This window comes from Kordia zhangzhouensis, assembly GCF_001005305.1.
GTDB lineage: Bacteria > Bacteroidota > Bacteroidia > Flavobacteriales > Flavobacteriaceae > Kordia > Kordia zhangzhouensis.
In genome coordinates this window covers 203,830-229,023 of sequence record NZ_LBMH01000002.1, presented here as the reverse complement: position 1 = coordinate 229,023, position 25,194 = coordinate 203,830, and the positions used below count along the sequence as shown (strand labels likewise).

General features: G+C 32.8%; 22 protein-coding genes. 5 read left to right on the top strand and 17 right to left on the bottom strand.

Annotation, left to right across the window (positions count from 1 at the left end; all coding sequences use genetic code 11):
- Window positions 1–45 precede the first annotated feature (45 nt).
- Both AA088_RS02485 and AA088_RS02480 read left to right on the top strand, forming a co-directional pair.
- Entirely contained in the window at window positions 46–1,317 is a 1,272-nt protein-coding gene (locus AA088_RS02485; protein WP_046743370.1) for an MFS transporter, read from the top strand.
- 60 nt (window positions 1,318–1,377) lie between these two features.
- Window positions 1,378–1,734 (top strand): hypothetical protein, encoded by a 357-nt coding sequence (locus AA088_RS02480; RefSeq protein WP_046743369.1) that lies wholly within the window; start codon window positions 1,378–1,380, stop codon window positions 1,732–1,734.
- A gap of 19 nt (window positions 1,735–1,753) precedes the next feature.
- Here AA088_RS02480 and AA088_RS02475 read toward each other — a convergent pair whose 3' ends face one another.
- The 6 genes from AA088_RS02475 to AA088_RS02450 form a co-directional block, all read right to left on the bottom strand.
- Entirely contained in the window at window positions 1,754–2,518 is a 765-nt protein-coding gene (locus tag AA088_RS02475; protein WP_046743368.1) for a UDP-2,3-diacylglucosamine diphosphatase, read from the bottom strand.
- Window positions 2,519–2,566: 48 nt separating this feature from the next.
- Window positions 2,567–3,019 carry a 6-pyruvoyl trahydropterin synthase family protein gene (locus tag AA088_RS02470; protein WP_046743367.1) on the bottom strand — a complete coding sequence of 151 codons (453 nt, stop codon included), beginning with the start codon at window positions 3,017–3,019 and terminating at the stop codon, window positions 2,567–2,569.
- A 129-nt stretch (window positions 3,020–3,148) separates the two neighbouring features.
- The gene (locus tag AA088_RS02465) at window positions 3,149–5,023 is read right to left on the bottom strand and encodes an AAA family ATPase (protein WP_156168368.1); all 1,875 of its coding nucleotides are present in this window, start codon (window positions 5,021–5,023) and stop codon (window positions 3,149–3,151) included.
- Between the two features lie 203 nt (window positions 5,024–5,226).
- Window positions 5,227–5,994 carry an enoyl-CoA hydratase/isomerase family protein gene (locus AA088_RS02460; protein ID WP_046743365.1) on the bottom strand — a complete coding sequence of 256 codons (768 nt, stop codon included), beginning with the start codon at window positions 5,992–5,994 and terminating at the stop codon, window positions 5,227–5,229.
- A 158-nt stretch (window positions 5,995–6,152) separates the two neighbouring features.
- Complete coding sequence (locus AA088_RS02455) at window positions 6,153–7,484, bottom strand: MATE family efflux transporter (RefSeq protein ID WP_046743364.1); 1,332 nt, start codon at window positions 7,482–7,484, stop codon at window positions 6,153–6,155.
- The gene (locus AA088_RS02450; RefSeq protein ID WP_046743363.1) at window positions 7,481–7,990 is read right to left on the bottom strand and encodes a GNAT family N-acetyltransferase; all 510 of its coding nucleotides are present in this window, start codon (window positions 7,988–7,990) and stop codon (window positions 7,481–7,483) included. Before AA088_RS02450 ends, AA088_RS02455 begins: the two co-directional genes overlap by 4 nt.
- A 100-nt stretch (window positions 7,991–8,090) precedes the next feature.
- Here AA088_RS02450 and AA088_RS02445 point away from each other — a divergent pair, with 100 nt between their 5' ends.
- Both AA088_RS02445 and AA088_RS18140 read left to right on the top strand, forming a co-directional pair.
- Complete coding sequence (locus tag AA088_RS02445) at window positions 8,091–8,885, top strand: universal stress protein (protein WP_046743362.1); 795 nt, start codon at window positions 8,091–8,093, stop codon at window positions 8,883–8,885.
- A gap of 114 nt (window positions 8,886–8,999) precedes the next feature.
- Window positions 9,000–9,167 carry a hypothetical protein gene (locus AA088_RS18140; RefSeq protein ID WP_156168366.1) on the top strand — a complete coding sequence of 56 codons (168 nt, stop codon included), beginning with the start codon at window positions 9,000–9,002 and terminating at the stop codon, window positions 9,165–9,167.
- Between the two features lie 40 nt (window positions 9,168–9,207).
- Here AA088_RS18140 and AA088_RS02440 read toward each other — a convergent pair whose 3' ends face one another.
- From AA088_RS02440 to AA088_RS02415, 6 genes are all read right to left on the bottom strand, one after another.
- Complete coding sequence (locus tag AA088_RS02440) at window positions 9,208–10,059, bottom strand: alpha/beta hydrolase family protein (protein ID WP_174442395.1); 852 nt, start codon at window positions 10,057–10,059, stop codon at window positions 9,208–9,210.
- A gap of 2 nt (window positions 10,060–10,061) precedes the next feature.
- A complete protein-coding gene (locus AA088_RS02435; RefSeq protein WP_046743361.1) occupies window positions 10,062–12,827 on the bottom strand; it encodes a PD-(D/E)XK nuclease family protein in 2,766 nt (921 codons plus the stop codon).
- A 66-nt stretch (window positions 12,828–12,893) separates the two neighbouring features.
- Complete coding sequence (locus AA088_RS02430) at window positions 12,894–14,267, bottom strand: OmpA family protein (RefSeq protein ID WP_046743360.1); 1,374 nt, start codon at window positions 14,265–14,267, stop codon at window positions 12,894–12,896.
- A 121-nt stretch (window positions 14,268–14,388) separates the two neighbouring features.
- Complete coding sequence (kbl, locus tag AA088_RS02425; protein ID WP_046743359.1) at window positions 14,389–15,582, bottom strand: glycine C-acetyltransferase; 1,194 nt, start codon at window positions 15,580–15,582, stop codon at window positions 14,389–14,391.
- 125 nt (window positions 15,583–15,707) lie between these two features.
- Window positions 15,708–18,854, bottom strand: a complete 3,147-nt coding sequence (locus AA088_RS02420) for a UvrD-helicase domain-containing protein (protein WP_046743358.1) — start codon at window positions 18,852–18,854, stop codon at window positions 15,708–15,710.
- Window positions 18,855–18,988: 134 nt separating this feature from the next.
- Window positions 18,989–19,288 carry a hypothetical protein gene (locus AA088_RS02415; RefSeq protein WP_046743357.1) on the bottom strand — a complete coding sequence of 100 codons (300 nt, stop codon included), beginning with the start codon at window positions 19,286–19,288 and terminating at the stop codon, window positions 18,989–18,991.
- Window positions 19,289–19,558: 270 nt separating this feature from the next.
- On the opposite strand from AA088_RS02415, the gene AA088_RS02410 reads away from it, so the two are divergent.
- Window positions 19,559–20,167, top strand: coding sequence for a superoxide dismutase (locus AA088_RS02410; RefSeq protein ID WP_046743356.1), 609 nt, complete (start codon window positions 19,559–19,561; stop codon window positions 20,165–20,167).
- Window positions 20,168–20,473: 306 nt separating this feature from the next.
- Here AA088_RS02410 and AA088_RS02405 read toward each other — a convergent pair whose 3' ends face one another.
- From AA088_RS02405 to purN, 5 genes are all read right to left on the bottom strand, one after another.
- Entirely contained in the window at window positions 20,474–22,372 is a 1,899-nt protein-coding gene (locus AA088_RS02405; RefSeq protein ID WP_046743355.1) for an amidophosphoribosyltransferase, read from the bottom strand.
- 71 nt (window positions 22,373–22,443) lie between these two features.
- Window positions 22,444–23,370 (bottom strand): PfkB family carbohydrate kinase, encoded by a 927-nt coding sequence (locus AA088_RS02400; protein WP_046743354.1) that lies wholly within the window; start codon window positions 23,368–23,370, stop codon window positions 22,444–22,446.
- A 107-nt stretch (window positions 23,371–23,477) separates the two neighbouring features.
- The gene (locus AA088_RS17510; RefSeq protein ID WP_052752752.1) at window positions 23,478–24,068 is read right to left on the bottom strand and encodes an START domain-containing protein; all 591 of its coding nucleotides are present in this window, start codon (window positions 24,066–24,068) and stop codon (window positions 23,478–23,480) included.
- Between the two features lie 58 nt (window positions 24,069–24,126).
- On the bottom strand, window positions 24,127–24,603 hold the full coding sequence (gene rnhA / locus AA088_RS02390; protein WP_046743353.1) for a ribonuclease HI: 477 nt from the start codon (window positions 24,601–24,603) through the stop codon (window positions 24,127–24,129).
- A complete protein-coding gene (gene purN / locus AA088_RS02385; RefSeq protein WP_046743352.1) occupies window positions 24,603–25,175 on the bottom strand; it encodes a phosphoribosylglycinamide formyltransferase in 573 nt (190 codons plus the stop codon). The genes rnhA and purN overlap by 1 nt, the downstream gene beginning before the upstream one ends.
- Window positions 25,176–25,194 lie beyond the last annotated feature (19 nt).

Below are 25,194 nucleotides of genomic sequence, written 5' to 3'. Positions count from 1 at the left end.
TATTTATATTATGTATTGCGTATTTTTGTGAAGAAATATAACAACGTGCCTAAACAAGATCCATACGCTGCATTACGATTTCGAGAATTTAATATTTTTCTACTAGTTCGCTTCTTTTTAGTATTTGCATGGTCTATGCAATTTATTGTGATTGAATGGGAAGTATACTCTATCACAAAAGATCCGTGGTCTCTTGGTTTAATTGGATTGATGGAAGTTATTCCAGCAGTTTCAATGGCTTTGTTTGCAGGACATGTGGTAGATCAACGTGAAAAAAGAAATCTATTGGCTATATGTATTGCCTTCTTTTCATTGATTAGTTTTGGACTCTTTTTTTTAACATCTCCTCAAATAACTGCAAATTGGTCACAACAATCAATTTTATATAGTATTTATGGCTTGGTTTTTTTTGGTGGATTTTTACGTTCTTTTTTTGGACCAACTATTTTTTCGTTAATAGCACTCATTGTTCCCAAAAAAATCTATCCAAATGCGGCAACTTGGAGTAGTTCTACTTGGCAAACAGCAACAATTTTAGGACCTGCTTTTGCTGGGTTTACTATCAATTGGATTGGAGTACATTGGTCGTTGTGTATCATTTTTGGATTAGTTCTTTTATCATTTATCATTGTATTTTTTATTGAGAAAAAGCCAATATTGAATCCAAAAATTGGAGAAAATGTATGGAAAAGCTTAGGAGAAGGTCTGCTTTTTGTATACAATGAAAAAGCAGTGTTAGGCGCATTAACCTTAGATATGATTGCTGTTTTATTTGGAGGCGCAGTTGCATTATTACCTGTATTTGCGCAAGATATTTTGGAAGTAGGATCGCAAGGATTTGGAATGTTACGCGCAGCTCCAGCGGTTGGTGCAGTCTTAACAATGTTGATTACTGCTTATATTCCAATTAGTAAAAATGCAGGACTTAAATTACTGGGAGCTATTTTTGGATTTGGAGTGTGTATCATCATTTTTGGATTATCGACTATGTTTTGGATTTCTCTGATAGCTCTGTTTTTTAGTGGTGTATTTGATGGTGTTTCTATGGTAATTCGACAAACCATACTTCAACTTAAAACACCTGATGAAATGCGTGGACGTGTTGCTTCTGTAAACTCAATGTTTGTAGGATCATCAAATGAATTGGGAGCGTTTGAAAGTGGGTTAACAGCAAAGTTGATGGGAACCGTTAACGCAGTTGTTTTTGGAGGAACCATGACACTTATAACGGTTATTACTACAGGATTAGCTTCGCCTACTTTTAGAAAGTTAGATTTAACGGAAGATATGAAAGCGCATTCAGAACAAGAATCTTAACATTATTTATTTAGACTAAATATAAATAATTAATATATTTGTTCACTCAAAGTAAAAAACATGAGTGATATACAGCATATTTATCATAATACAATTGGCATATCTTTTCAATGGGAAAAAGATTTAGCTAATAATAGAAATGATTTTTTTCAAGTTATTTTTAGAGATACAGGCTTTTATCTTTCATTTCAGCAACTTGAGAGTTTTGCACAGCTTATTCAAGAAGCAAAAATCAGAGGTTGTTGTAAAAATTGTGAAAAGAATGCTCACTGTCGATTAATTTTATTAAAAACGCCAGCTTCTCAGGTTGATTTAGCTGTTTCTATAGAAGAATTAGAAACTATAACCGATCTTGTTGAAGGTACTTTGTTTCAAATAAAGCTTAAGAAGTATTTGAATGACGTATGTCGGAATTAATTGAAGAGTATAAAAGAGCCTAAAAATCTAGCTCAAATTTTTTTAAAGAAAAAACTTCTCCATCAAATTCGCCATACGTGTAATATTGAATCCAATCACCTAAATTTATATAACGACTCTTTTCATTGAGATTTATTTCTAGCGGTAAGTGACGATGTCCAAAAATAAAGTAATCATAATGTTTCGTTTCCAGTTTACGCTTAGCATATTGAACAAGCCATTCGTTATCTTCTCCCAAAAATTTGGCGTCTTCATCTCCAGAAATGAGTTTATTTTTTACAGACATATATTGTCCCAATCGCACCCCAATATCTGGATGCAGCCATTGGAAACACCATTGAAAGAATTTGTTGGTAAACACTTTTTTCATGCGTTTGTACCCTTTATCGCCAGGACCAAGTCCATCACCGTGACCAATTAAAAAAGTGGTACCGTTAAAGGTAAATTCTTGTGGTTTATGATATACTGGTATGTTGAGCTCTTTTTCAAAATATCCGTTCATCCATAAATCATGATTTCCAACAAAAAAATAAATAGGAATGCCTTTGTCACGCAATTCGGCAAGTTTTCCTAAAGTTCTAACAAATCCTTTTGGGACAACGGTTTTATACTCAAACCAAAAATCAAATAAATCTCCTAATAAAAAAATAGCAGCAGCATCTTTCTCAATTTCGTTTAACCAAGCCACGAATTTTTTTTCTCTGGGAAAACTAGCTTCAGCAGTTGGCGCACCTAAATGATTATCTGAAGAGAAATATATTTTTTTTCCTTTGGGAATGTTCATGATGTAAATATAAGAAAGCACTTCGACATTGCTTAATGCTCTTTTTTTTTATTCGTTATCACTTGCAAACCACTCTGCACAAGAAGAATCTGTTTCTTGCAAGCGAAGTGAAAACAATTTGATTTCTTTTGGAAGTCTATTTTTAATCTTTTCGGCAAAGTCAATCACCATATTTTCGCTTGTTGGTTGATAATCTGCCAAAATTACATTGTGACCTTCTTCACGCATCTTTAATGCTAAATTAATGTGTGGTGTATTTTTGTTAAAAACGATTGCATGATCAAATATATCAACCACTTCTTCCTTCACAATTTTTTTTAAGTCACTAAAATCGATTACCATTCCCCATTTTACATTCGAATTATCAGTAATTGGTGTTCCAATCACGGTTACCGAAAGTTTATAACTATGTCCGTGTACATTTTTACATTTTCCGTCGTAGCCATATAAAGCGTGACCAGTTTCAAAATTAAATTGCTTTGTAATGCGAATTTTACTCATGTTCATTTTTCAATTATGCCGCAAAGATAGTTTTTTTTGGTGTTAGGTGTTGGGTTTGGGGTTTAGGTCTTATTTTTTTGTGATGATTTTGATTTTTGGAATGAGGATAATTATTATTAAAAATTAAAACTATTTTTTTTTAATAAAATCATAAAGCTTTTCAATAAAAACCCTTAATTCTTCATTATTATAAATAAGTTCTTTATATGTTATATCACTTTCTAAAAAGTAGTTGCAAATTTTCAATTTGTAGTCATTTTTTAAAGTTCCTGAATTTGAGTAAAAAGCCTTTAAATACTTTTCTTTAAAACCGCTTTCTATAAACTTATCCTTATAGAACTTTCCTAAGCCAATATTTTTATAATCATCTCTTTTAAAAGAAATTTTTTCGACTTCTTTTTTTATTAATGTTTCCATAAAACCGTTAACGGTTTTCAATGGTAATAAGTTTTCAATTTCTTTACAGATTGTATTCAAATAAAGAAAATTAGAGGATTTTTTGCTGAGGATTTCTAATTCTTCAGCTCTTCTAGCTTTTTGGCTTTTTCCTTTGGCATTATCATTATCAGCAATCAAACAGATTCTATTTGAAAGAGCAAATGAATTTATAATGTCTTTAACTTCTTCTTCGGAATATTCAATTTCATCATCAAACAAATAGTGAGTAATTAAATTTCCACCATATTCAAAAAAAGCAAAATCAATGTCTTCTTTTAATGGAGATTCATTTCTTTTACTGTTAACATATAATTTTAAAAATTTAGAAATATATTTTCGATCTGTTGGACCTTCCACCCATATAGAAGTATTTGCCAAAAAGATTGAAGAAGACTGTACACCAAGTTTATCTAAAATTTCTTTATCTGGTTTTACATTTTCTTTTATTTCAAATCTTTCAGAATTAATCTTTTGAAATTGAAAAATACTAATATCATTTTTATCAATAGTTAAGTCTAAAAAGTGATTTGAATGTGTTGTAAAAAAAAATTTTAAGTTTTTAGATTTAATGTATTCATCATTTAATATGGTTTCTAAAAAAATACGTTGAAAACCAGGGTGTAGATGTGTTTCAGGTTCTTCAATAAAAAGCCATGTTTTATCTTGGGCAGTAAATACGGGAAGTAATAAAATTATGATTGCTTGAATTCCGTCTCCCACATGATGTATAGCCTTCTCGTCTTTACCGACTTGAATGAGAAGTTCTTTATCTTCAATATCATAAGTCAGTTTTACTTTCTTATTATTGAAAAAATACTTTGATAAGAAAGATTGAAATTCTTCTAAATCAACTCTCTTATGGTCTTTAGCATTATTAAACCTATAAACCTTGTCATAGACTTCCAATCCAGTAAAAATAATATCTTCTTTTATTTTATAATTTAATTCAATCGTTTTTTCGAAAGAATCTGTGTTTAAATGAGGACTGTTATGAGTACTTCTCAGTATTGGAATATATATTTTGTTTTTAGGCTCATTCCTTTGTATAAAAAAAATTTCTTCAAATAAATTATTAACGGATTTACGAAAATGATTAAATCCAAAAGTATTATTAAAATTTGCTAAAACAGAATTTTCTTTTAAGTTTTTAAAAAATAATTCTTTCTCATTAGAATCAATGTTATTTTTCAACATTTTATAATCATCAAGATTCTTGAATATACTATTATAACTATCAATAATTTCAAAAAACCCTTCTCCCTTAACAACCTTTTCACAGAAAATATCAATGTCCTTTTTCATACTTTCTAGAGATTTCCCTTCTTGGCTTGATATTTCAATAAATTCATCACATGATTTTAATAAAGCTTTCAAAAACCTACTTTTACCAGAGTTATTGGCGCCGACGAAAAAATTTATGGTTTTAAACTCTCCTACTTGCGTTTTTTCCTTTTCTTTTTTAAGAAAGTTTATGGGCTTATTATTTAAAAAATAAATACTTTTTATTTGTTTACCACTTATTTCTTCAGTTTCAGATAAATTTGTGTGTGAAAAATTAAGATACATGAAATTTTTTTTAGAGCTAAAATAAAGAAATGTATTTATTTTCTTTCGATATGGATATTGAAACACCTATTTTTAATAATAAAGAAGGGGTTCTCGATACAAAATTTCATAGAAACTTCACTCAAATAGACGCATAATAACTCTAGCAGCAAGATTCGCATCATGTGAGGAATGACAAAGCGAGTCTAAACTATCTAAAAATCTTATTTCCTAAACTTTGCCAACGCATTTTTGGTAAAATCCGAAAGGACTAATTTCCCAGAAAGTTCGGCGCGTTCAAAAAGTAGCGTGTCCCAATGCTGAGTGTCTTCCCATAGTATTTTTTTCATGTTTGTCAAGGCGTTTGGATTGTAAGAAGCGAGTTTTGCCGAGAAGAGTTCTACTTCCTTGTCCAATTCTGATTGAGTTTCAAAAACCTTAGCAAATAAACCTTTTTCTTTTGCCCAATACGCAGTTTTCCATTCGGTTGGTGCTAGACTTAATTCAGAAAAACCAGCTTTGCCAATTCGGTTTTGTACCGCAGGAGCAATTACAAAAGGACCGATTCCAATAGTCAATTCTGAAAGTTTTATGGATGCAGCTTCCGTAGCAAATGCATAATCACATGCAGCAATTATCCCAACACCGCCACCAACGGCTTTTCCTTGTATGCGACCAACAATTAATTTTCCACAAGTACGCATGGCATTGATAACATTCGCAAAACCACTAAAAAAAGTTTTTCCTTCTTCTAAGTTATCAATAGCTACTAACTCATCAAAAGAAGCGCCTGCACAAAATGCACGATTGCCTTCGCTTTTTAAAATAATGATGTGTACAGCATTGTTTTGTCCTAATTTTTTAAGCTCATTCGTTAAGCGCTCCAATAATTCACCAGGAAAAGAATTACTTGCAGGATGCCCAAACTCTATTGTTGCAATATGATTTTGAATGCTTGTATATAAACTTCCGTTTGTTCTAGTTGTCGTCATAAGGAATTGCTTTTAAAGCATAAAAATAAGAAGATTTTCCACAGTCAACATTTTTAACAATAAGAATTCATCTCTATTTGTATTATTATGATGTGTATGTCTAGACGTTATTGTAAGTAGAAAATAATGTAAAAAAAGCGAAGAATATATGTTTTAATCTATTCTCTAGTTTTTGGTACAAACTCTTTGCGAAATATATAAATAAGTGGAAATCCACGAGCTATAATCCATAATATAAATGCTATCCAAACACCATATAATTTTAAATGTAATGAATCCAAAATAAAAATTGTCGGAACAAATACTGCAAAAGTAGCAATCAATAATACATTTCGGAGTGTAGCCATTTTTCCTAAACCTTTAAAAATGCCATCAAAAATAAAGGCGATAGCACAAATAGGTTGCATGGCCAATACGAGAATAAAAACAGCATAGAATTCTTGTAAGACGTCTGCTTCTTTTGTAAAAAGCCTTCCAATAGGATAATATAATATTCCGCCAATGATGAACATACCTACGCCAACATATATGGCATATTTGGTCAATCGCTCGCTCAATTTTACGAGTTCCGTATAATTTTTTTCTCCATAAAGTTTACCTGAAAGAATATTTCCTGCACTTGAATATCCATCAATAACAAAAGCACCGAAAAACCAAATATTTATTAAAATAGTATAAGCAGCGCTGTATTGAGCACCATACCCTGTTGAAAAAGAGGTGCCAAAGTATAATGCGGTATTAAGCGCAATAGTTCTAATGACTAAGTTCACAATCATAATTACCAAATTAGGTAGTTCGTGGTGAAGGGGAAACTGTATCTTTAGTGGAATTTGAGTTTTTTTACATAAAAATAGAATAGATAATAGTGCCATCATCAACTGAGAAATCAAGCTTGCATATGCAGCTCCTTCTATATGCATTGCTGGGATAAAACCTTCTATTCCATATACAAGAGCAAAATCTAAAATCACATTGAGCACTGCCCCAAGAATGGCAACAATCATAGGAATGATAGTGTTTTGTAAACCTCTGAAGACTCCAAAAATGGCAAATGTAAGCAGAGTGAAAGGCAAGCCAAAAATTCGTATTCGGTAATAGGAGCTGCTGTAATCTAAAATGATCCCATGAGCATTATACAGTTTTAGAACTGACTCTGCAAAAGGATACGTAATTAGAATGAGTAAAAAACTAATTAGTAAGATGATAGCAATTGCTTGCGCGGGTAATGTTTTAATCTGTTCTAACTTATTTGCACCCAAATATTGGGATACCAATGCAGAAATAGCACTGCGAGTTTGTCCAAAAACCCATACGAGCATTGAAATAAATGCACCTGCAATACCTACTGCGGCTAAGGCTTCGGTGGCATGTATATCAACATTTCCAACAACAGCAGTATCTGTAATTGATAATACGGGTTCTGCTATGCCCGCAATGAGTGCAGGAATTGCTAGTTTGTTGACTAAAGATGTGGAGACTTTCGTTTTCAAAAGATACGTTCGTAACAATAAAATGGATATACACTTTGTTTGGGAAAGTATATATTTTCGAGTCGTTTATAACCGCGAAGTTCGTAAAACTTTTGGTTTCTATGATTCTTACTAAACGTGTCTAATCTTATAGAGCGATAGTTATTTCTTATAGCATAGTTTTCAGCAAACTCCATTAAGAATTGAGCATATCCTTTGCCTTGCTGTTTTGGGTGAATGGCCAATCGATGTATATATAGATTCTGATTATTAGGTGTTACCCATTGTACCGATTTATATTCTTCATCCATTAATGTAGAAACCACAATGCATCCCACAACTTTCGCAGATGAGATAAGTACATATAATTCTTCACGCAATATATCTTTTTCAAAAATTTCGCGATTGGGATAGTTTTCATTCCACTGAAAAATTTGTTTTGTAATCATATATTGCGCACACGCTTTTGTAATTTTTAAAAGCGTATCTATGTCTTTATCAGTTGCTTTTCGAACGTGTAGATTCATCTAATAATAGATTGTAGTTGCAGTTTTTAAAGATATTTTAAAAAAATGAAAAAGAAGCTTTGAATTAAAAAATCATTATTTTTGCAAAAAAAATAAGACAATGCAACACATTTTAGTTCCCATAGGAGAGTCAGCAAATGCAAAAAGTACATTACAATATGCGATAGATTTTGCACAAGTTATGAAGGCAAAAGTATTTGTTTTTAGAGCTTTCAAAGTGCTTTCGAAAGCAGGAACTATTTTAAATGTCAACGAAATTATTGATCGTGAAACAAAAGGATATGTAAAAGAAATCGTTGATAGTGTAGAGTTGAAAGATGTTGAGGTTTCCATTATTGCAGCAAAAGGAAATGTGATTGACAGTATTAATGCTATTGATAAAGAACTCGGTATCGATTTGATTATTCTAGGACCGAGAAGCAATTCTATTAAAGAAGAAGTGTTTTTAGGAAGTACTTCAGGAAGCATTGTGAAACAAACCGATATTTCTGTGTTGGTTGTTCCTGAAGGGTATGTTTTTCAGCCTATTAAAAAAGTGTTGACAGCCATTAAATCAGGTATTATCAAAAGGAAAGAAGTGTTAAAACCATTAGAAACAATTTTAGAGGTTTTTGGTGCGCAAATGCAATTATTACAAATAAAAACACCCGATTTTTTACCAGAAGATCAAGAATTTCATTCTGAGTTGGCAGCTATAACTTCAGGATATCGAAGTTCGGAAAATTCAACGTTGTTTCAAGGTGTTTTAGAGCATTTAAATGCTAATAATCCAGATATGATTTGCGTATTTAGACGTAAGAGAGGATTTTTTCAAAAACTTTGGGAGCAGAATTCTGTGAAAAAAGTAGATTTTGAAAGTCGTTTGCCGTTATTAGTTTTGAAAGGATCGGAATAGCAAAACAAATTATTTTACAATACCTAAGCTGCTCGATATTGATATTGAGCAGCTTTTTAGTTTCTATATGTTTCTATTTTGTAACTTTAGACATTAACCAAAAATTTTTAAATCATGAAAAAAAGAAACTTAAAAAGTTTACATCTGCGTAAAAAAGTAATTAGCAGTTTAAAGGGAGAAGTTGTAAAAGGACAATTTAGAAGAGGTTCTGACGATCCAAATTGTAGCGGTGATACAGCAGTAATATATACGTGTCACCAGAAGTGCAACGAACAACAATAAGAGATGATGTTAAAAAAGCGAGTTGAAAAACTCGTTTTTTTTATGTGTTTTTAATAAAATCAATGGTTGTTTGTACCACTTTTTGTAAATCGTTTGGTAAAAATGATTCATTCCACGGATGGCGTGCACCAAAAACGTGATCGGCATTTTCAATAAGTACAAGTTCACTATTAGGATTCCAATGGTTTAGATTTCTAGCTTCTTCCATCGAAACAGCAGAATCATTTGTGCCATGAATTATCAAATGTGGAATAGTGAGCTTTTGAGTGGCTTTTTCAATATGTAAACGCTTAGCATTTGCTTGAAAATCTTCAAAAAACTGATAATAATGTGGCATTTGCTGTTTTGTACGTCCATTGGTAACATACATTACTCCTTTAGTTTTCCAATCTTCCAAAGCAGTTCCTTTTGGAAAACGTACCGCATAATCTGAAACGCCAGCCCAAGAGACTATTTGGGTAATTTTTTTATTTTCTGCGGCTGTAATGGTCACAATTCCACCTCCACGAGAATGTCCAATTAGTGAAATATGTTCTGTATTTACTTCTGATGAAAAAGAAAAAGAAGAATCAGTAATGTGATGAATGACAAATTGTAAATCGTCTAATTCTTTTGAATAGTTATTTTCTCCAAATGATTGTAAGTCTGGAAAATCAATAGGTTGCTCCATGGTGCCACCATTATGAGAAAAATTGAATTTAACGAAAAAAAAACCTGCTTTTGCAAATGTGTCAGCAACTAAGTTCCATGCGCCCCAATCTTTAAATCCTTTATAACCATGACAAAATAAGACAATTGGCTTTGGCTTAGCACTGTTCTCAAAAAAATAATCTATAAGGATGCTTTTGTTATTAAAGCGCGTTAAAACGTTATTTCTTAGCTTTTGAATCATGGTTATACTTCTTTTTCAGTAAACGGAATTGATATATCACATATTTCTAGAATAAGTTTTGTAAGTTCTGATAAGAAATCTTCCAATAGTTCAAGTGTAATTGTTTGGTTTTTGGAACGTGCTCTCGCAGATTCTTTAGTGCCAAACTTTAAAAAGCCACTTTGTAAGTTTTTGAAGGAAATAATGCCGGCTTCGGTTTCATTAGAAAAGCCTTGTTTTTGGTAAATCATATATGCATATGCCAGTACTTGAAAACTTTTACTGTATTTATAGTCTTGGGTAAGCAATTCCCAATCAACAATTTCCAAATCACTTTGTACAACTTTTCCAGTTTTGTAATCAATAATACGCATAACGCCATCAAGTTCGTCCACTCGGTCTACTTTTCCACCAATATACACAGGAAAATCTAGGTTGGGAATTTCTACTTTTGCTTGTAACGTTTGTTCGATTTGTAATATTCGTAATATTTTTCCTTTTTTGAGCGTTTGTAGTTCTTGTTGTAAAAAGTTTGTTACATATCGTTTGGCTACATTAAAAATGATAAGATTTTTTCCTCGTTGAATGTTGCCTTCTCCATATGTCTTTTTAAAATTTTGAGAGACTAACAATTCTACTTGCTTGAACATAGCTTTTACATCGTGTGAAGAAACAATCTTCCCTTCAAAGGGTTTGTATAGCATTTCTAAGGTGTCGTGTACAACTGTCCCTAGTGTGTTGGCTGCCACAGTTTCTTCTACTACTTCATATTCATTAATACCTAATATTTTTTGATAATAAAAGTCAATAGGATTCCGAATGTAGGAGGTTAATGCAGAAGGAGAAAAACCTTTGGCTGCTATATCTTTTAATCGAGCTAAAACAGAGTCATCTTTCGGAATTACAGCTAGCTTTGATTCAATTTTAGGCACTTTTGGAATTACAACATTTTGTGTAATAGTATGGTTGGGCAATTTATACGTTTCTAATTGCATTAGGAAGCGACTTTTTTCACCACCATTTAAGCCATCTGCTTCTGTATTGTATAGTAGGTACACTTTTTCTGCTCTATGTAACAATCGGTAAAAATGATACGTATATATAGCATCTTTTTCCTTGTAAGTTGGCAGGTTAAATTGTTTTTTTAAATCAAAAGGAATAAAGGAATTGTTGCTTTTCCCTGATGGTAAAATGCCTTCGTTGACAGAAGAAAGAATAACTGTTTTAAAATCGAGCACACGTGTTTCCAGCATTCCCATCAATTGTAAGCCTTGCAAAGGTTCTCCTTTAAAATCGAGGGTCTCAGTGCTTATTATCTCTTTATATAAAGCTAATAATGATTTTAAATCTGTAATATAATTGTGTTGTTTAACTAAGAGTTGCAACTGATTGAAAACTTCATTGAAGCGATATAAATATTCCAACGCTAGTAAATGTTGTTCTCTTTGTTGTATCAATACAGATTTTAAACGACGAATAAGAGCTATGCTATTTTGTATGGCAATTTTCGGCTGATTATTCCAAAAAGTAAATAAAGTTTGAGCAATTTCCTGTAGTTCATTAGGAAAGCGTTCAATAATAGCTTCTGTAGTAATAAAAATGATATTATTGGTTTGAATATAGTCAATAATAATGGTAGCAATATTTTGTTGATTTACTTGAAATAGCGGTCGTAAGTTAGTATCTGAAAGGATATTGATGACATTCTTATAATAAAAAGCATTGTTTTTATAATGTTCCTGTAAAACAAACAAATTATTAAAGGTAGTTGCTAGTGGAATGTCTTTTAATGGGAAACCCATAGTGATATTGAGTCGTTCAATAGCAGGTGGAAGTGAGTTTAAGCAGGGAATTAATAATTGTTCTTCACCTAGTACTACAGCAACATCTTGGAGACTTTCATCATTTGTGTGTAATTGTTGTAATATTTCCCCAATATATTTAGCTTGAGTAACATTTTTAGGAACGCCAATAATATGTATATCTTTTTCCTGAGAAAAATGAGTATCAATCCATAAAAAAGGGTGTTTTTTAAAATAGTTCCATTCGTAGCGATGTCGACGTAAAAATAAACTCGCATCATGTTGAGAATCGTCAAAAAATACTTGGTCTGTATCCCATACAATTTCTGCTAAGCCAACTTCTAGAAATTCTTGTATAATTTTTTCTTCAGCAGTGTTCAAGGCATTAAAACCAATAAAGTAATGTTTTTTATGCTCGTTTTTCTGAAGATAGAACTCCAAACTATCAACAGCTTCACGATATACGAGCCCTTGATATGCAATTCCTTTTTGAGTTATTTTTTCAACTAAATTTTCGTAGTATTCTTGTAGCTTATCCCAAAATTTCAAATAATTAGTCATTAAGTCGCTAGGCTCTTTGTCTGGAGACCATTGTTGAATTCTTTGAACAGCGCTGAGATAATTAAAAATTTCGGTATGAGAAATGAGATAGCGGTCTATTTCATTAAAATCCTGTAATAGTATTTGAGCCCATTTAGAGAAAGAGTCAAAAGGCTCTTGTTCACTTTTTGGAGTCAATTCTTTATATACGGTATAAAACTCAAAAAGCAACTCGGTATTACTTACTGAGGTATAGCCAGATATTTGTTCTACTAATTCTTCAATGCTTAAAATATCTGGGGCAAATATAGTTTGCTGTATTTGTAGAGAGAGTTCATTTTTTAAGAAAACACCAGCACGTTTACTTGGAAGCACCAGTGTAAGATTACTGATATCTGTATTGTTTTTTAAAATGTAATTAACAACATGTGACAGGAATGATTTCATAAAAGTAAAAATAAAAAAACGCCTCGATATTTCGAGGCGTTTTCTATAGTCTTATATGTAACTAAATTATTTTCTATCTAATTTAATCTCTACTCTTCTGTTTTGAGCTCTTCCTGCTCTAGTTCCGTTAGATGCGATAGGGTCAGATTCTCCATATCCTACAGCAGTAAACTTGTTACTTACTTTAGACTCTAAATATTTCTTAACCGCATTAGCTCTCTTTTCAGATAACTTTTGGTTTAAAGCATCAGATCCTACACTGTCAGTGTGTCCACCGATTGTGAATTCTTCTTTAGGGAACCCTTTGATTAATTCAGCAATCTTGTCTAAGATAGCATACGTTTCAGCTTTGAAAGAATCTTTTCCAGAGTTGAAGTATACAGTTCTTGCTAAGTTGTCTAATTCAGTGATTTCAGTAACAGTCATTCTAGCTACTGGAGGACATCCATCGTTTTCAGCAACACCAGCTACTTCTGGACATCTGTCATCTTTGTCTAATACTCCGTCACCATCTTTATCAGTCCATGGGCATCCTTTGTTTGCAGATGGTCCTGCTTCGTTTGGACAGTTATCTTTAGCGTCAGCGATTCCGTCACCGTCAGCATCTGGACATCCATTTAAAGAAGCTAAACCAGCAACTTCTGGACAATCATCCTTAGCGTCAGCGATTCCGTCACCGTCAGTATCAGGACATCCGTTTAATGCAGCTAAACCAGCTGTATCAGGACATTCATCTTTACTATCTTCGATTCCGTCACCATCAGTATCAGGACATCCGTTGAATTCTGGTAAACCTTTTACGTCTGGACATGCATCTTCTCTATCGTAAATTCCATCACCGTCAGTATCTTTTCCTCCAAAACGGATAGCAATACCAGCCATGTGTTGGAAGTGAGGAGCTAAATAATCCTCGAAAGAGTGCTTATAGTTAGATTGTAAGTTGAAAGCGATGTTATCAGTAAACCAGTAGTTTAAACCTAAACCTCCGTTTAAAGTACCTGCTCCGATATCATCAACCCAAGTATAACCACCACCAACTTCTACATAAGGATCAAATTTCCCTAAATCAACAAGTTCGTTAATGTTGTACTTAATCATACCATCAAATCCGTAGTAAGTTAAATCTTCTACTTTAACATCTCCATAGTTTTCAATTCTGTTCACAGAACCTCTAACTCCAACAGAAAATCCGTCTCCAACATATTTAGAAACGCTAATTGTAGAAAGTGTTGGTAGGATATTATAGTGGTCTCCTACATTGAAGTATTCGTCAAACCACTTTCCAGTAATACCAGCCGCTTCCATATCATTTGTTGGGTAGAAGTCAACAGCATTAACGGCAATATTTATTTGCCAAGGGTTATTTTCGTCTTGAGCTTTTACGTTGCTGAATCCTACTACAAGCAACAAAGCAACTAAAAATCTGCTAAGATGTTTCATGTTTTAATTATTTAATTTTAAGTGTTAATTAAAGGACAAATGTAAGTTGTTAAAACTTATTAACAAAGACAAATATATTAATTTTTTTAGAATCCCTTAAGAAATATACACATTAAAGTATTTAAATTACATTTAATTCTTTTCCGATTTCAGTAAAAGCTGTAATTGCCTTATCTAAGTGAGCTTTTGTATGAGCAGCAGATAATTGCACACGAATTCTTGCTTTTCCTTTTGGAACTACAGGATAAAAGAAACCGATTACATAGATTCCCTTTTCTAATAGTTTGTCGGCCATCACTTGCGATAGCTTGGCGTCATATAGCATTACAGGCACTATAGCTGAATCACCATCAACAATATCAAACCCCGCATTTTTGATTCCTTTTTTGAAATAGGCTGTATTTTCTGCTAATTTATCACGAAGTGTAGTATCGTTCTCTAACATTTCAAAAACTTTAATTGACGCACCCACAATAGCCGGAGCTAAAGAGTTTGAAAATAAATAAGGCCTAGAACGTTGACGTAATATATCAATAATCTCTTTTTTTCCTGTTGTATAACCACCCATGGCTCCACCCATAGCTTTTCCTAGTGTTCCTGTAATGATATCAATTTTACCCATTACATTTTTTTCTTCTAAGGTTCCTCGACCTGTTTCTCCTATAAAACCAGTGGCGTGGCATTCGTCAATCATAATCATAGCGTCATATTTTTCAGCTAAGGCCACTATTTCATCTAGCGGAGCTACCAATCCATCCATGGAAAATACACCATCAGTAACAATAATCTTAAAACGAGCTCCATCAGAAATAGCTTGAAGCAATTGCTTTTCTAAGTCGGCCATGTCATTGTTTTGATAACGATATCGTGCAGCTTTGCATAAACGAACTCCATCAATAATAGAGGCATGATTTAGAGAATCTGAAATAATAGCGTCTTCTTTTGATAGTAGTGGTTCAAAAACGCCTCCATTTGCATCAAATGCAGCAGCATATAAAATAGTATCTTCAGTTCCGTAGAATTCTGCAATCTTTTGCTCTAATTTTTTGTGAATATCTTGTGTTCCACAAATAAAACGTACAGAAGACATTCCAAAACCATGTGTATCCATTACATCTTTTGCGGCTTGAATCACCTCAGGATGTGATGATAATCCTAGGTAATTATTTGCACAAAAATTGATCACTGTTTCTCCAGTATTGATCGTAATTTCTGCTCCTTGGGCAGAAGTAATGATACGTTCTTTCTTATAAAGTCCGGCGTCCTTTATTTCTTGAAGTTCTTGTTGTAAATGTTGTTGTATACTTCCGTACATACTTTTTCTTTTTTTACAAAAATAGTTACGATTTTTGAGTTAGACTATTAATCTTTTGAATTTATCGTAAAAATAACATCGTTTTTTACCGTATTTTTAGGGTAAATGCAAAATTGGAAGAAGGCTTACACATAGTTTATGTCAATTTTATCATTGATATACAATATGATTTTTTGTGTTACTAAGAATCCCATTTCAGAGAGAGTATCTGCATATTCATATATTTGTTCAACATAATAAGGATTGTGCATTCCTGTTTTGTAATCGATAATGATTGTTTCTCCGTTGGCGTTTACTACTATGCGATCTGGTCGTAGAATTTTTCCATTTTTGGATATGATATCTTTTTCATTGTATACCGTATTTTCTTGGTCAAAAAATGGAGCAATTTCTGGATGTTGAACGACAAGATGGATATTGTTTGATAGTTTGGTGCGTTGCTCTTCATCAATAACTCCTTTACTTAGATATTCATCCAATACAAAGTCAATGTCGGAAGGGTATTTTATTTCTGCTAAAACATCATGTATTAGATTTCCTTTTTCAATTGCTTCTTCTTGGGAAGTATCCCAAAGCAATCCTTGTTTGGTCATTAAGTGTAAGTTGTGCTCTTCTTTAGCAGTACTAATAAATTGCTGTTGAATAATGGTTTCAATTGATTCAGTGTTGTCTGTTTTTGCTAAATTTTTTTCTGAGTTACCAAATGTATAGAGTGTTTGTTCGTCATTCCATTTGCCTATTTTTTTAAGGTAATTGATAAATATTCCTGAAAAAGTTTGCAATCGTTCATTCCCTTTACTATCAATATCTGTTTTTGTGATGACGTGTAATTGTTGTTCAGCACGAGTAAAAGCAACATACAGAATGTTGAAATTATCCAATTCTAATTGTGACCGACGTTCATCGTACAAGTATTCGCCCAATTCACCATAGTCTTTCAAAGTGCTGTTAAGACTTAAATAGGCTTCTTCAAAATTATTGAAGTCTTCCTTTTGCACAGGATACCAGATTTTAGCATTTTGTTCTCTGTAAATATCGTCTTTGGCAAACGGATATATGACAACAGGGAATTCCAATCCTTTTGATTTGTGAATGGTCATGATTTGTACTGCATTTTCTGCACCCGAAGCAATAATGCTCAAGTTGTTTTTTCTCTTTTCCCAATATTCTAAAAATCCAGCAAAGCCAAGTTGTTTTTTCTGTGTATATTCCAATACGAAATCCAAGAAAAATTGCACATATGCATCTGATTCTTCTGTGAGCTTAAATGTTCGCACACAATATTCAACAGCCTCGTATAAGGATAATTGTAAAAAATAAGTAAAGTCAAAATTAAAGTCAGTTAAAACACCAAACAATTCGTCTAAGTCAAGAGTTACATGTTTTTTTAAAAACTGATGTATGTTTGAAATTGCTAGTTTTTCTGTAGCCAGATAATGTAGTATTTGCAATTTGACTTCATTGTTTTTCGGTTCTATGGCCAAACGGAGCAAATCAGTTACAAAAGTTACTTTTTTTGAACGCTTAATAAGGAGGGTTTCTGAGGAAATAATAGGAATTTCATGAGCTGATAGAATATCTGCTATGGCAATCCCTTCACTTTTTTTTCGAGTTAATACACAGATATCTTTATAGGAAAATCCATTTTGAAGCGTTTCTTCAATTTTTTCCAATACTTTTTGAGGAATTATTTCAAATTCTTCTTCAACAGTATTGCTTTCAACAAATTGAAACGACACAAAACCTCCTTTTTTGTCGTTGATTAATTGCGAGCTTCCGTTTTTATATATATTGGCGTAATTTTCTTTTTGAAAAAATGCGGCAAGATGATGAAAAAAACTATTGTTAAAGTTGATAATCTCATCATAACTGCGATAGTTTGTAGGTAAGTTTCTAGGATCTTTTTCTACAAAAAAAGGATTCACTTCATTGTTGAGTCCAATAAATTGCTCTGCTTTTCCTCCACGCCAACGATATATAGATTGTTTGGCATCACCAACAATAGTTAATGAACCGGTTTTTCCATCTAGTGTTTCTGTTTGTAGTTTGTTTGAAATTAATGGAATCAAATTGTGCCATTGCATTTCTGATGTATCTTGAAACTCATCAATAAAATAGTGCTTGTATTTTTCTCCTAAACGCTCATAAATAAATGGTGCAGGTTCGTCTTTGATGGTTTCGCTGATAAGTGTATTGAATTCTGAGATTAACACAATATTTTGCTCTTCTTTCAACGTATCTAACTCATGTTGAATTGCATTTAGAACAGAAAGCGGAGTTATGTTTTTATAGAAATTTTTGAGAAAACCAATTTCATATACGTTTTCTTTACAACTTATGTAGATTTCAGTGAGTTGCGGTAAAAGACGATCAATAGTTGCAGCCGTAGCGGGGTTTGTTGTCTTTTTATATATTGTTCCGTTTTGTAGATCTTCAGCTAATTTATTGCCGTATAAGCTTCTTTCATTAAAGTCGCCTTCTGCAATTTTTTTAAAATGGTTGGGTAAAGTTTTTCGAAGAAAATCATCAAAGGTTAATCCTGCATTTTCAATAAGTTCCAAAACGGTATTACCTGTACTGATTAATTTTTCAGTTGTTGTGTCAATCTTGGATTTAAGTACATCTTTTAACTTATTAAAATCTGCCAGAGTTTTGTCCTTTAACTTACGTAGATGCGGAAGTTCGTTTTCATTCAATAAAAGTTTAGCAATCTCATTCAAGTCAAAAGAAATATCCCAACTTTTGTCTTCATCGGCTTTTTCGAGAGCATAATCAATCAAAACATTGGAAACTAGCTCATCTTCTCCTGCTTTAGAAATGAGTTGATCTACCGCTTCATTAAGTAGGGCATCTGTGTCAAGTTCTACTTCAAAGTTCAGCGGAAGCTTCAAATCGTATGCAAAAGTTCGAATAACGCTATGAGTAAATTTGTCGATTGTAGCGACTTCAAAAAAAGCATAATTATGTAGTATACTTTTAAGAACTTCTCTAGCTTTTTGTTGTAATTGAGTAGGATGTAGCGTTAACTCTTCTGCTAAATCTATAAACATAGGTGATTTTTGGCTTTCATCATCAAAAGCAAATTGCTTTAAACTGTTAATGATTCTAGCTTTCATTTCCGCAACCGCTTTATTGGTAAAAGTAACAGCCAAAATTTGCTTGTAAGAATCTTTTTGTGTTTGACTTAAAAGAATGCGCAAATAATCTTTGACTAAAGTATACGTCTTTCCAGAACCAGCAGAAGCATTGTAAATGATAAATGGTGTAGACACAGAAGGTTTTTTAGTTGTTTTACAAAGATAATTGAAAATATAAATTGTCTTCACATGAAAAAAAGATGCTACTCAAAATGAATTTTAAACCATTTCGAATAGCATCTTTATTTTAAAGGTAATAGATGAAGTTTTTAGCAGACATATCCTGGACACGAAATTCCTCCAGAATTACCACCAGTTCCGCCGCCAGTTCCACCACCGGTTCCGCCGCAATTATATACGGTACAATTGGCAAATGAATAATCGTTGCAGTTTGTGTATTGTGTACATGTAACGGTAAGATCGCAGTCTGAAATACAAGTTTCTGCAATGGATAAATTAATTGGTTGACAACGATACTCTGTTCTACCTCCTTTTATGTTTTCGGATTCAAGGTTAGAAATTTGTGTCTTTTTGAATTGCAACTTTTTAGTTAAACTCTTTTTTTTCATGATTTTAATTTTTTGGTTAAACAAAATTTATGTTGAGGAGTATCAAGTGGTTAATTTGACTCTTCTCTATAAAGTAACAAAAAGTATTTCAAAAAAGTAGGCCTCATTATGTAGTATTTTTATGATAAATTGAATTTGAAATACTTCTTTTTGAATAGATTAACTTTATGTGAAGATTATCATAATCTTTTTTAACTGTTTTATATTGTCGGCTTATATGATTAAATTTGTAGGAGTAAAAGACTAATGTTTAACTAAAAAAAGAATATAATGGCTTTTGAATTACCAAAATTACCATATGCATATGATGCATTGGAACCAAATATTGATGCTAGAACTATGGAAATTCACCATACAAAACATCACAACGGGTATACCACAAAATTAAATAGCGCAATAGAAGGAACTGAACTTGAAGGGAAGTCAATCGAAGATATTTTAACGAACTTAGATATGAACAATACAGCAGTTCGTAACAACGGAGGTGGTTTTTACAATCACAGCCTTTTCTGGGAAGTAATGAAACCAGAAGATAGAGGATATCTTTCGGGAGAATTAAAAGATGCTATAGAGGCAGAATTTGGTTCTAAAGATGCTTTTATAGAGGCATTTAGTAAAGCTGCTGCTACTCAATTCGGTTCGGGTTGGGCTTGGTTATGTGTTCACAAAGGAGGAAAAGTTGAAGTTTGTTCTACTCCAAATCAAGACAATCCATTAATGCCAGGTGTTGGTTGTGGAGGAACTCCAATTTTAGGATTGGATGTTTGGGAACACGCATATTACTTAAATTATCAAAATAGACGTCCAGATTATATTGATGCTTTTTTCAAAGTAATCAACTGGAATGAAGTAGAAAGACGTTATGCTGAGGCAAAGTAAGAATGATAATTCTTGGAAAAAATTAATTAAAGACGAGCAGAAATGTTCGTCTTTTTTAGTTCACAAAAAAGCATAAAAAAAGGTGGAATAAACCACCTTTTTTTGCCCCAAATCTTACCATGAACTTAACCTACTTATGCTATGGCATTGCTAATGTAAGTAGACTCGTTAAAAGAGTCATAAAAAATCAGACCAAATACCTCTTTTTTAGACTAAGTGTTTATTTTAACTTTTATTTAAGCTTTTTGTATCTGTAAGACTATTTTTCTTACGTGGCAAAATGCTCTAAAGAAATGAGTATAAGAACTAATAAGCGCGCTCTTTATTTCCTTCATAAAAGTTAATAAATGCTCTGTTTACCACACGATTTCCTCCGTTGGTAGGGTAATTCCCTGTAAAGTACCAATCTCCTAGATTTTTAGGGCAAGCCTCATTAAGATTGGCAACTGTTTGGAATATTACTTGTACTTCAGCATTTACAGTTTCGGTTGTAATAAGTTCACTAATTTTTGCTGATATTTCTTCATCAGTAAATGGTTCGTAGATTTCTTTTACGAAATTTTGAACATCTATATCTTTTAGGTTTTCTTGCGCTTTGCATTTTTTGTAAACATCTTCAACTAGACTGTACTGACCACGTTCTTTTAGTAATTCTAATGAAGCTCTAAATGCAATCAAGTCTTCCATTCGAGCCATGTCAATTCCATAGCAATCAGGATAGCGAATTTGAGGAGCTGAAGAAACGACTACAATCTTTTTGGGATGCAAACGATCCATCATTTTAATGATACTTTTCTTTAGTGTTGTTCCACGTACAATACTATCATCAATAATGACCAAATTATCTTGCGGTTTTATCACTCCATAGGTTACATCATATACGTGCGCTACCAAGTCGTCGCGGCTACTGTCTTCAGTAATAAATGTTCGTAGTTTAACATCTTTAATAGCTATTTTTTCAACCCTTGGACGCTCAGAAAGAATTTCACGTACTTTTTCTGCAGATAATGAACGCTGACCATCTAAAATTTCTTTGGTTTTACGCTCGTTCAAGTATTCTTCAACGGCTTCCGTGAGTCCAAAAAAGGAAGTTTCTGCTGTGTTAGGTATAAACGAAAATACTGTGTTGTTGATGTCATCATCAATAGCTTTTAATACTTTTGGCAATAGCAATTTTCCAAGCATTTTTCGCTCTCGGTATATTTCTGCATCACTTCCTCTAGAAAAATAAATTCGTTCAAACGAACATGCTTTTCGCGTTAATGGTTCTAAAATCTTTTTCGTTTGTATAGATCCGTCTTTTTTAATAATTAACGCATTTCCTGGTTCAATTTCCTGAACATTTTCAAAATCAACATTAAATACAGTTTGTATAACAGGTCTTTCAGAAGCTACCACCACAATTTCATCATCTTTGTAATAATAGGCAGGACGAATTCCTGCAGGATCGCGAAGCACAAAGGAATCGCCATGACCTAACAATCCTGCCATTGCGTAACCTCCATCCCAGTCTTTAGCAGATTTTTTTAAGATCTTCGCTATATTTAAACGCTCTGCAATTAAAGGAGAAGCTTGTTGTTTATTATAACCTTCTGCTTTGAGTTTTTTATAAATTTTTGCTACTGCATCATCTAAGAAGTGCCCGATTTTTTCCATTATGGTTATCGTGTCGGCTTTTTCTTTAGGATGTTGTCCTAAGCTGATTAGTTTTTCAAAAAGCTGATTTACATTCGTCATATTGAAGTTTCCAGCTACTATCAAATTACGGTGCATCCAATTGTTTTGTCTTAAAAAAGGATGAACACTTTCTATGTTATTTTTTCCAAACGTTCCATAACGAACATGTCCTAAAAATAGTTCTCCAAGATAAGGGAGTTCCTTTTTTTGTCTGGCAACATTTTGGTTTAGGTCTTCGTCTTGCTCTAGAACTGCATTGATACGTTCGTTGATTTGCCCAAAAATATCTTGAATAGGTTGTGGGTTGTTGGAACGAACTCTACTTATGTAACGTTCTCCAGGATTCATATCAAGTTTGATACTAGCCAATCCAGCACCATCTTGTCCGCGATTGTGCTGTTTTTCCATTAGAAGATACATTTTATTGATACCATAAAAAGCAGTACCATATTTTTCTTTATAATATTCTAATGGTTTTAAAAGCCTTAAAAGTGCAATTCCGCACTCATGTTTCAAAGCATCACTCATTTATGTGTAGTTTGTTGTGTTGTTGTTCTTTTCTGTAATAAAAAAAAGCGCTCGAAAACGAGCGCAAGTTTTTAATTAATTTCTATTTCAAACTGCGTTAGTTGTTTAAACTGTTGCAGACGATTTGTAATTTCTTCATTTGTGAGCGATTCCATTCGTTGTGTTCCAAATTTTTCAACACAGAAGGAAGCTAAATTGGAACCGTAAATGATTGCATTTTTCATACTTTCAAAAGAAATGTCTTCATGCTTGGCTATATATCCTGAAAAACCACCTGCAAATGTGTCTCCAGCTCCAGTAGGATCAAACACTTCTTCTAGCGGTAATGCAGGAGCAAAGAAAATATTTCCGTCGTTAAAAATTAACGCACCGTGTTCTCCTTTTTTAATCACTACATATTTTGGTCCCATTTCATGAATTTTCTGAGCGGCTTTTACTAAAGAATATTCTTTAGATAGTTGGCGAGCTTCTTCATCATTAATTGTAATAACATCTACTTTCTTAATTACAGCAAGTAAATCGTCCCAAGCACAATCCATCCAAAAGTTCATGGTATCAAGAACAATTAACTTTGGCTTTTTGCTCATTTGGTTAATTACACTCATTTGTACGCCAGGATGTAGATTTCCTAACATTACAATTTCAGCATCTTTATAATTTTCTGGAACTACAGGGTTAAAATCGGCTAATACGTTTAACTCTGTAACTAAAGTATCTCTAGAGTTCATATCATTATGATATTTTCCACTCCAAAAGAATGTTTTTCCTCCTTTTACTACTTCTATTCCAGAAATATCAATATTTCTAGAAGCCAACATATCTAAATATTCTTGAGGAAAATCTTCTCCAACTACTGATACAATAGCTGCGTCTACGTTAAAATTTGAAGCAGATAAACCTATATATGTAGCTGCACCACCTAAAATTTTATCAGTTTTCCCAAATGGTGTTTCAATTGCGTCAAAAGCAACAGTCCCTACAATTAATAATTTGCTCATTTCTCTAATTAAAATTTTTGCAAACTTACATAAAATTTTTCCAAGAAAATAGCTTCCTAAGGATGATGTAAGTTTTACAGATTCTTGTAAAGTTATTTACAATAATATTATTCTATACGTTCTCTCAATGCTAAAAAATTATAATAAGGAGCCCGAGTAATTGTTGTGTTTACAAACCAGCTAGGAACATTCCCGCCAGGATCGCCATGCATTTGGTGAGTAATTGTAACTTCTTCTCCTTTTTCTTCTAAGAGCCAATATCCTTCAAATTCAGTGATTCTTAAATACTCATCCAGTTCTTCATATGCGTTTGGAGCAGAAGAAACAGTAATGAGTAGAATTTCTGAAGTAATTCTTTTTATTTGAAGATAAATAACAACATCTCTATTGCGTATAGGCCATGGAAGGTCGAGTGCCATCCAAATTAAGTATTCATTTTCAGATTTTTTTTGAAGAAGCTTGCTGTCAATAGCCTTGTAATTCCATGTATATAGTTGATTTCCATCTATGATTACATTTTTAACTTTGTCCAAAGAACTTTTAACAGTCATCATGGCTTTGTAGGCTTTTATTTTGCTGGAATCAGTAGTTTTGGTATAAATTTGAATCTCATCTTTGTCTTTCTTCAGTGTCCAATTTTCTTGTGCAAAAAATGGCACACAAATAAAAAAGCCAATAATAGCAATATAGAATTTCATGTATGATTTTGAGGGAGTTATGTGGGCAAAAATACAAATATGATACCAAAAAAGCTATTTAAAGTAATTTTGCACTTTCATTTTCGAAGAAACTATCAATTTTGAGCTTTTCTTTTTTAGAGGCTTCTACAGCTAAAAAATCACAGCGTTCATTTTGAGGATGATTATTATGCCCCTTAATCCACTGAAAGTTTACAATATGTTTTCTGTAAATTTTTAAGAAGCGCATCCAAAGATCAGCGTTCTTTTTTCCTGAAAACCCTTTTTTTTCCCAACCAAAAACCCATTTTTTTTCTACAGAATCTACTACATATTTAGAATCAGTGAAAACAGTTACATCTGTATGCATATATTTCAATTTCTCTAAAGCAACGATTACAGCCAACAATTCCATACGATTGTTCGTTGTTTTTCGATATCCTTCAGAAAATTCTTTTTGATAGGGTTTCCCTACCCATTCCATCACAATTCCGTAGCCACCAGGCCCTGGATTTCCTCTTGAAGAACCATCCGTATATATATGTACGTCCGCCATTAGTGTGCAGAAATTAATAGTTTTTCAATCACTTTAGGAAAATGAGCATATTCTAATTCATGAATTTTTTGAGCAAGCGTTTCAGCCGTATCGGTAGAGTCAATTGCGGTTTTTGCCTGAAAAATAATAGCTCCTTCATCATAATTCTCGTTTACATAATGAATTGTAATGCCACTTTCTTGCTCATTATTTTCAATTACTGCTTTGTGTACATGTGCTCCATACATTCCTTTTCCTCCATATTTTGGAAGCAAGGCAGGATGAATATTAATGACTTTATTTGGAAAGGCCTCAATGATTGATGATGGAAATTTCCATAAAAAACCAGCAAGCACAATAAGGTCAATATGCGCACTTTTTAGCAAATTGAGAACGTCATCACTCGTATAAAAAGCAGGTCTGTTGAAGCTAAAGGCACTGATTTTGTGGTTTTTAGCTCGTTCTAACACTTTGGCATGCTGATTGTTAGTCAACACCTGAACAACGGAAGCATTGTTTCGTTCTTGAAAATATCGAATAATATTTTCAGCATTCGTTCCGGAACCCGAAGCAAAAATTGCAATACGCTTCATAAAGAATGAAATTTTAGGA

Excerpts from the sequence above, each read along its gene's own strand:
- AA088_RS02480 (WP_046743369.1), top strand. The coding sequence starts at position 1,378 with ATGAGTGATATACAGCATATTTATCATAATACAATTGGCATATCTTTT.
- AA088_RS02475 (WP_046743368.1), bottom strand. The coding sequence starts at position 2,518 with ATGAACATTCCCAAAGGAAAAAAAATATATTTCTCTTCAGATAATCAT.
- AA088_RS02470 (WP_046743367.1), bottom strand. The coding sequence starts at position 3,019 with ATGAGTAAAATTCGCATTACAAAGCAATTTAATTTTGAAACTGGTCAC.
- AA088_RS02465 (WP_156168368.1), bottom strand. The coding sequence starts at position 5,023 with ATGTATCTTAATTTTTCACACACAAATTTATCTGAAACTGAAGAAATA.
- AA088_RS02460 (WP_046743365.1), bottom strand. The coding sequence starts at position 5,994 with ATGACGACAACTAGAACAAACGGAAGTTTATATACAAGCATTCAAAAT.
- AA088_RS02450 (WP_046743363.1), bottom strand. The coding sequence starts at position 7,990 with ATGAATCTACACGTTCGAAAAGCAACTGATAAAGACATAGATACGCTT.
- AA088_RS02445 (WP_046743362.1), top strand. The coding sequence starts at position 8,091 with ATGCAACACATTTTAGTTCCCATAGGAGAGTCAGCAAATGCAAAAAGT.
- AA088_RS18140 (WP_156168366.1), top strand. The coding sequence starts at position 9,000 with ATGAAAAAAAGAAACTTAAAAAGTTTACATCTGCGTAAAAAAGTAATT.
- AA088_RS02440 (WP_174442395.1), bottom strand. The coding sequence starts at position 10,059 with ATGATTCAAAAGCTAAGAAATAACGTTTTAACGCGCTTTAATAACAAA.
- AA088_RS02435 (WP_046743361.1), bottom strand. The coding sequence starts at position 12,827 with ATGAAATCATTCCTGTCACATGTTGTTAATTACATTTTAAAAAACAAT.
- AA088_RS02430 (WP_046743360.1), bottom strand. The coding sequence starts at position 14,267 with ATGAAACATCTTAGCAGATTTTTAGTTGCTTTGTTGCTTGTAGTAGGA.
- kbl (WP_046743359.1), bottom strand. The coding sequence starts at position 15,582 with ATGTACGGAAGTATACAACAACATTTACAACAAGAACTTCAAGAAATA.
- AA088_RS02415 (WP_046743357.1), bottom strand. The coding sequence starts at position 19,288 with ATGAAAAAAAAGAGTTTAACTAAAAAGTTGCAATTCAAAAAGACACAA.
- AA088_RS02410 (WP_046743356.1), top strand. The coding sequence starts at position 19,559 with ATGGCTTTTGAATTACCAAAATTACCATATGCATATGATGCATTGGAA.
- AA088_RS02405 (WP_046743355.1), bottom strand. The coding sequence starts at position 22,372 with ATGAGTGATGCTTTGAAACATGAGTGCGGAATTGCACTTTTAAGGCTT.
- AA088_RS02400 (WP_046743354.1), bottom strand. The coding sequence starts at position 23,370 with ATGAGCAAATTATTAATTGTAGGGACTGTTGCTTTTGACGCAATTGAA.
- AA088_RS17510 (WP_052752752.1), bottom strand. The coding sequence starts at position 24,068 with ATGAAATTCTATATTGCTATTATTGGCTTTTTTATTTGTGTGCCATTT.
- rnhA (WP_046743353.1), bottom strand. The coding sequence starts at position 24,603 with ATGGCGGACGTACATATATATACGGATGGTTCTTCAAGAGGAAATCCA.
- purN (WP_046743352.1), bottom strand. The coding sequence starts at position 25,175 with ATGAAGCGTATTGCAATTTTTGCTTCGGGTTCCGGAACGAATGCTGAA.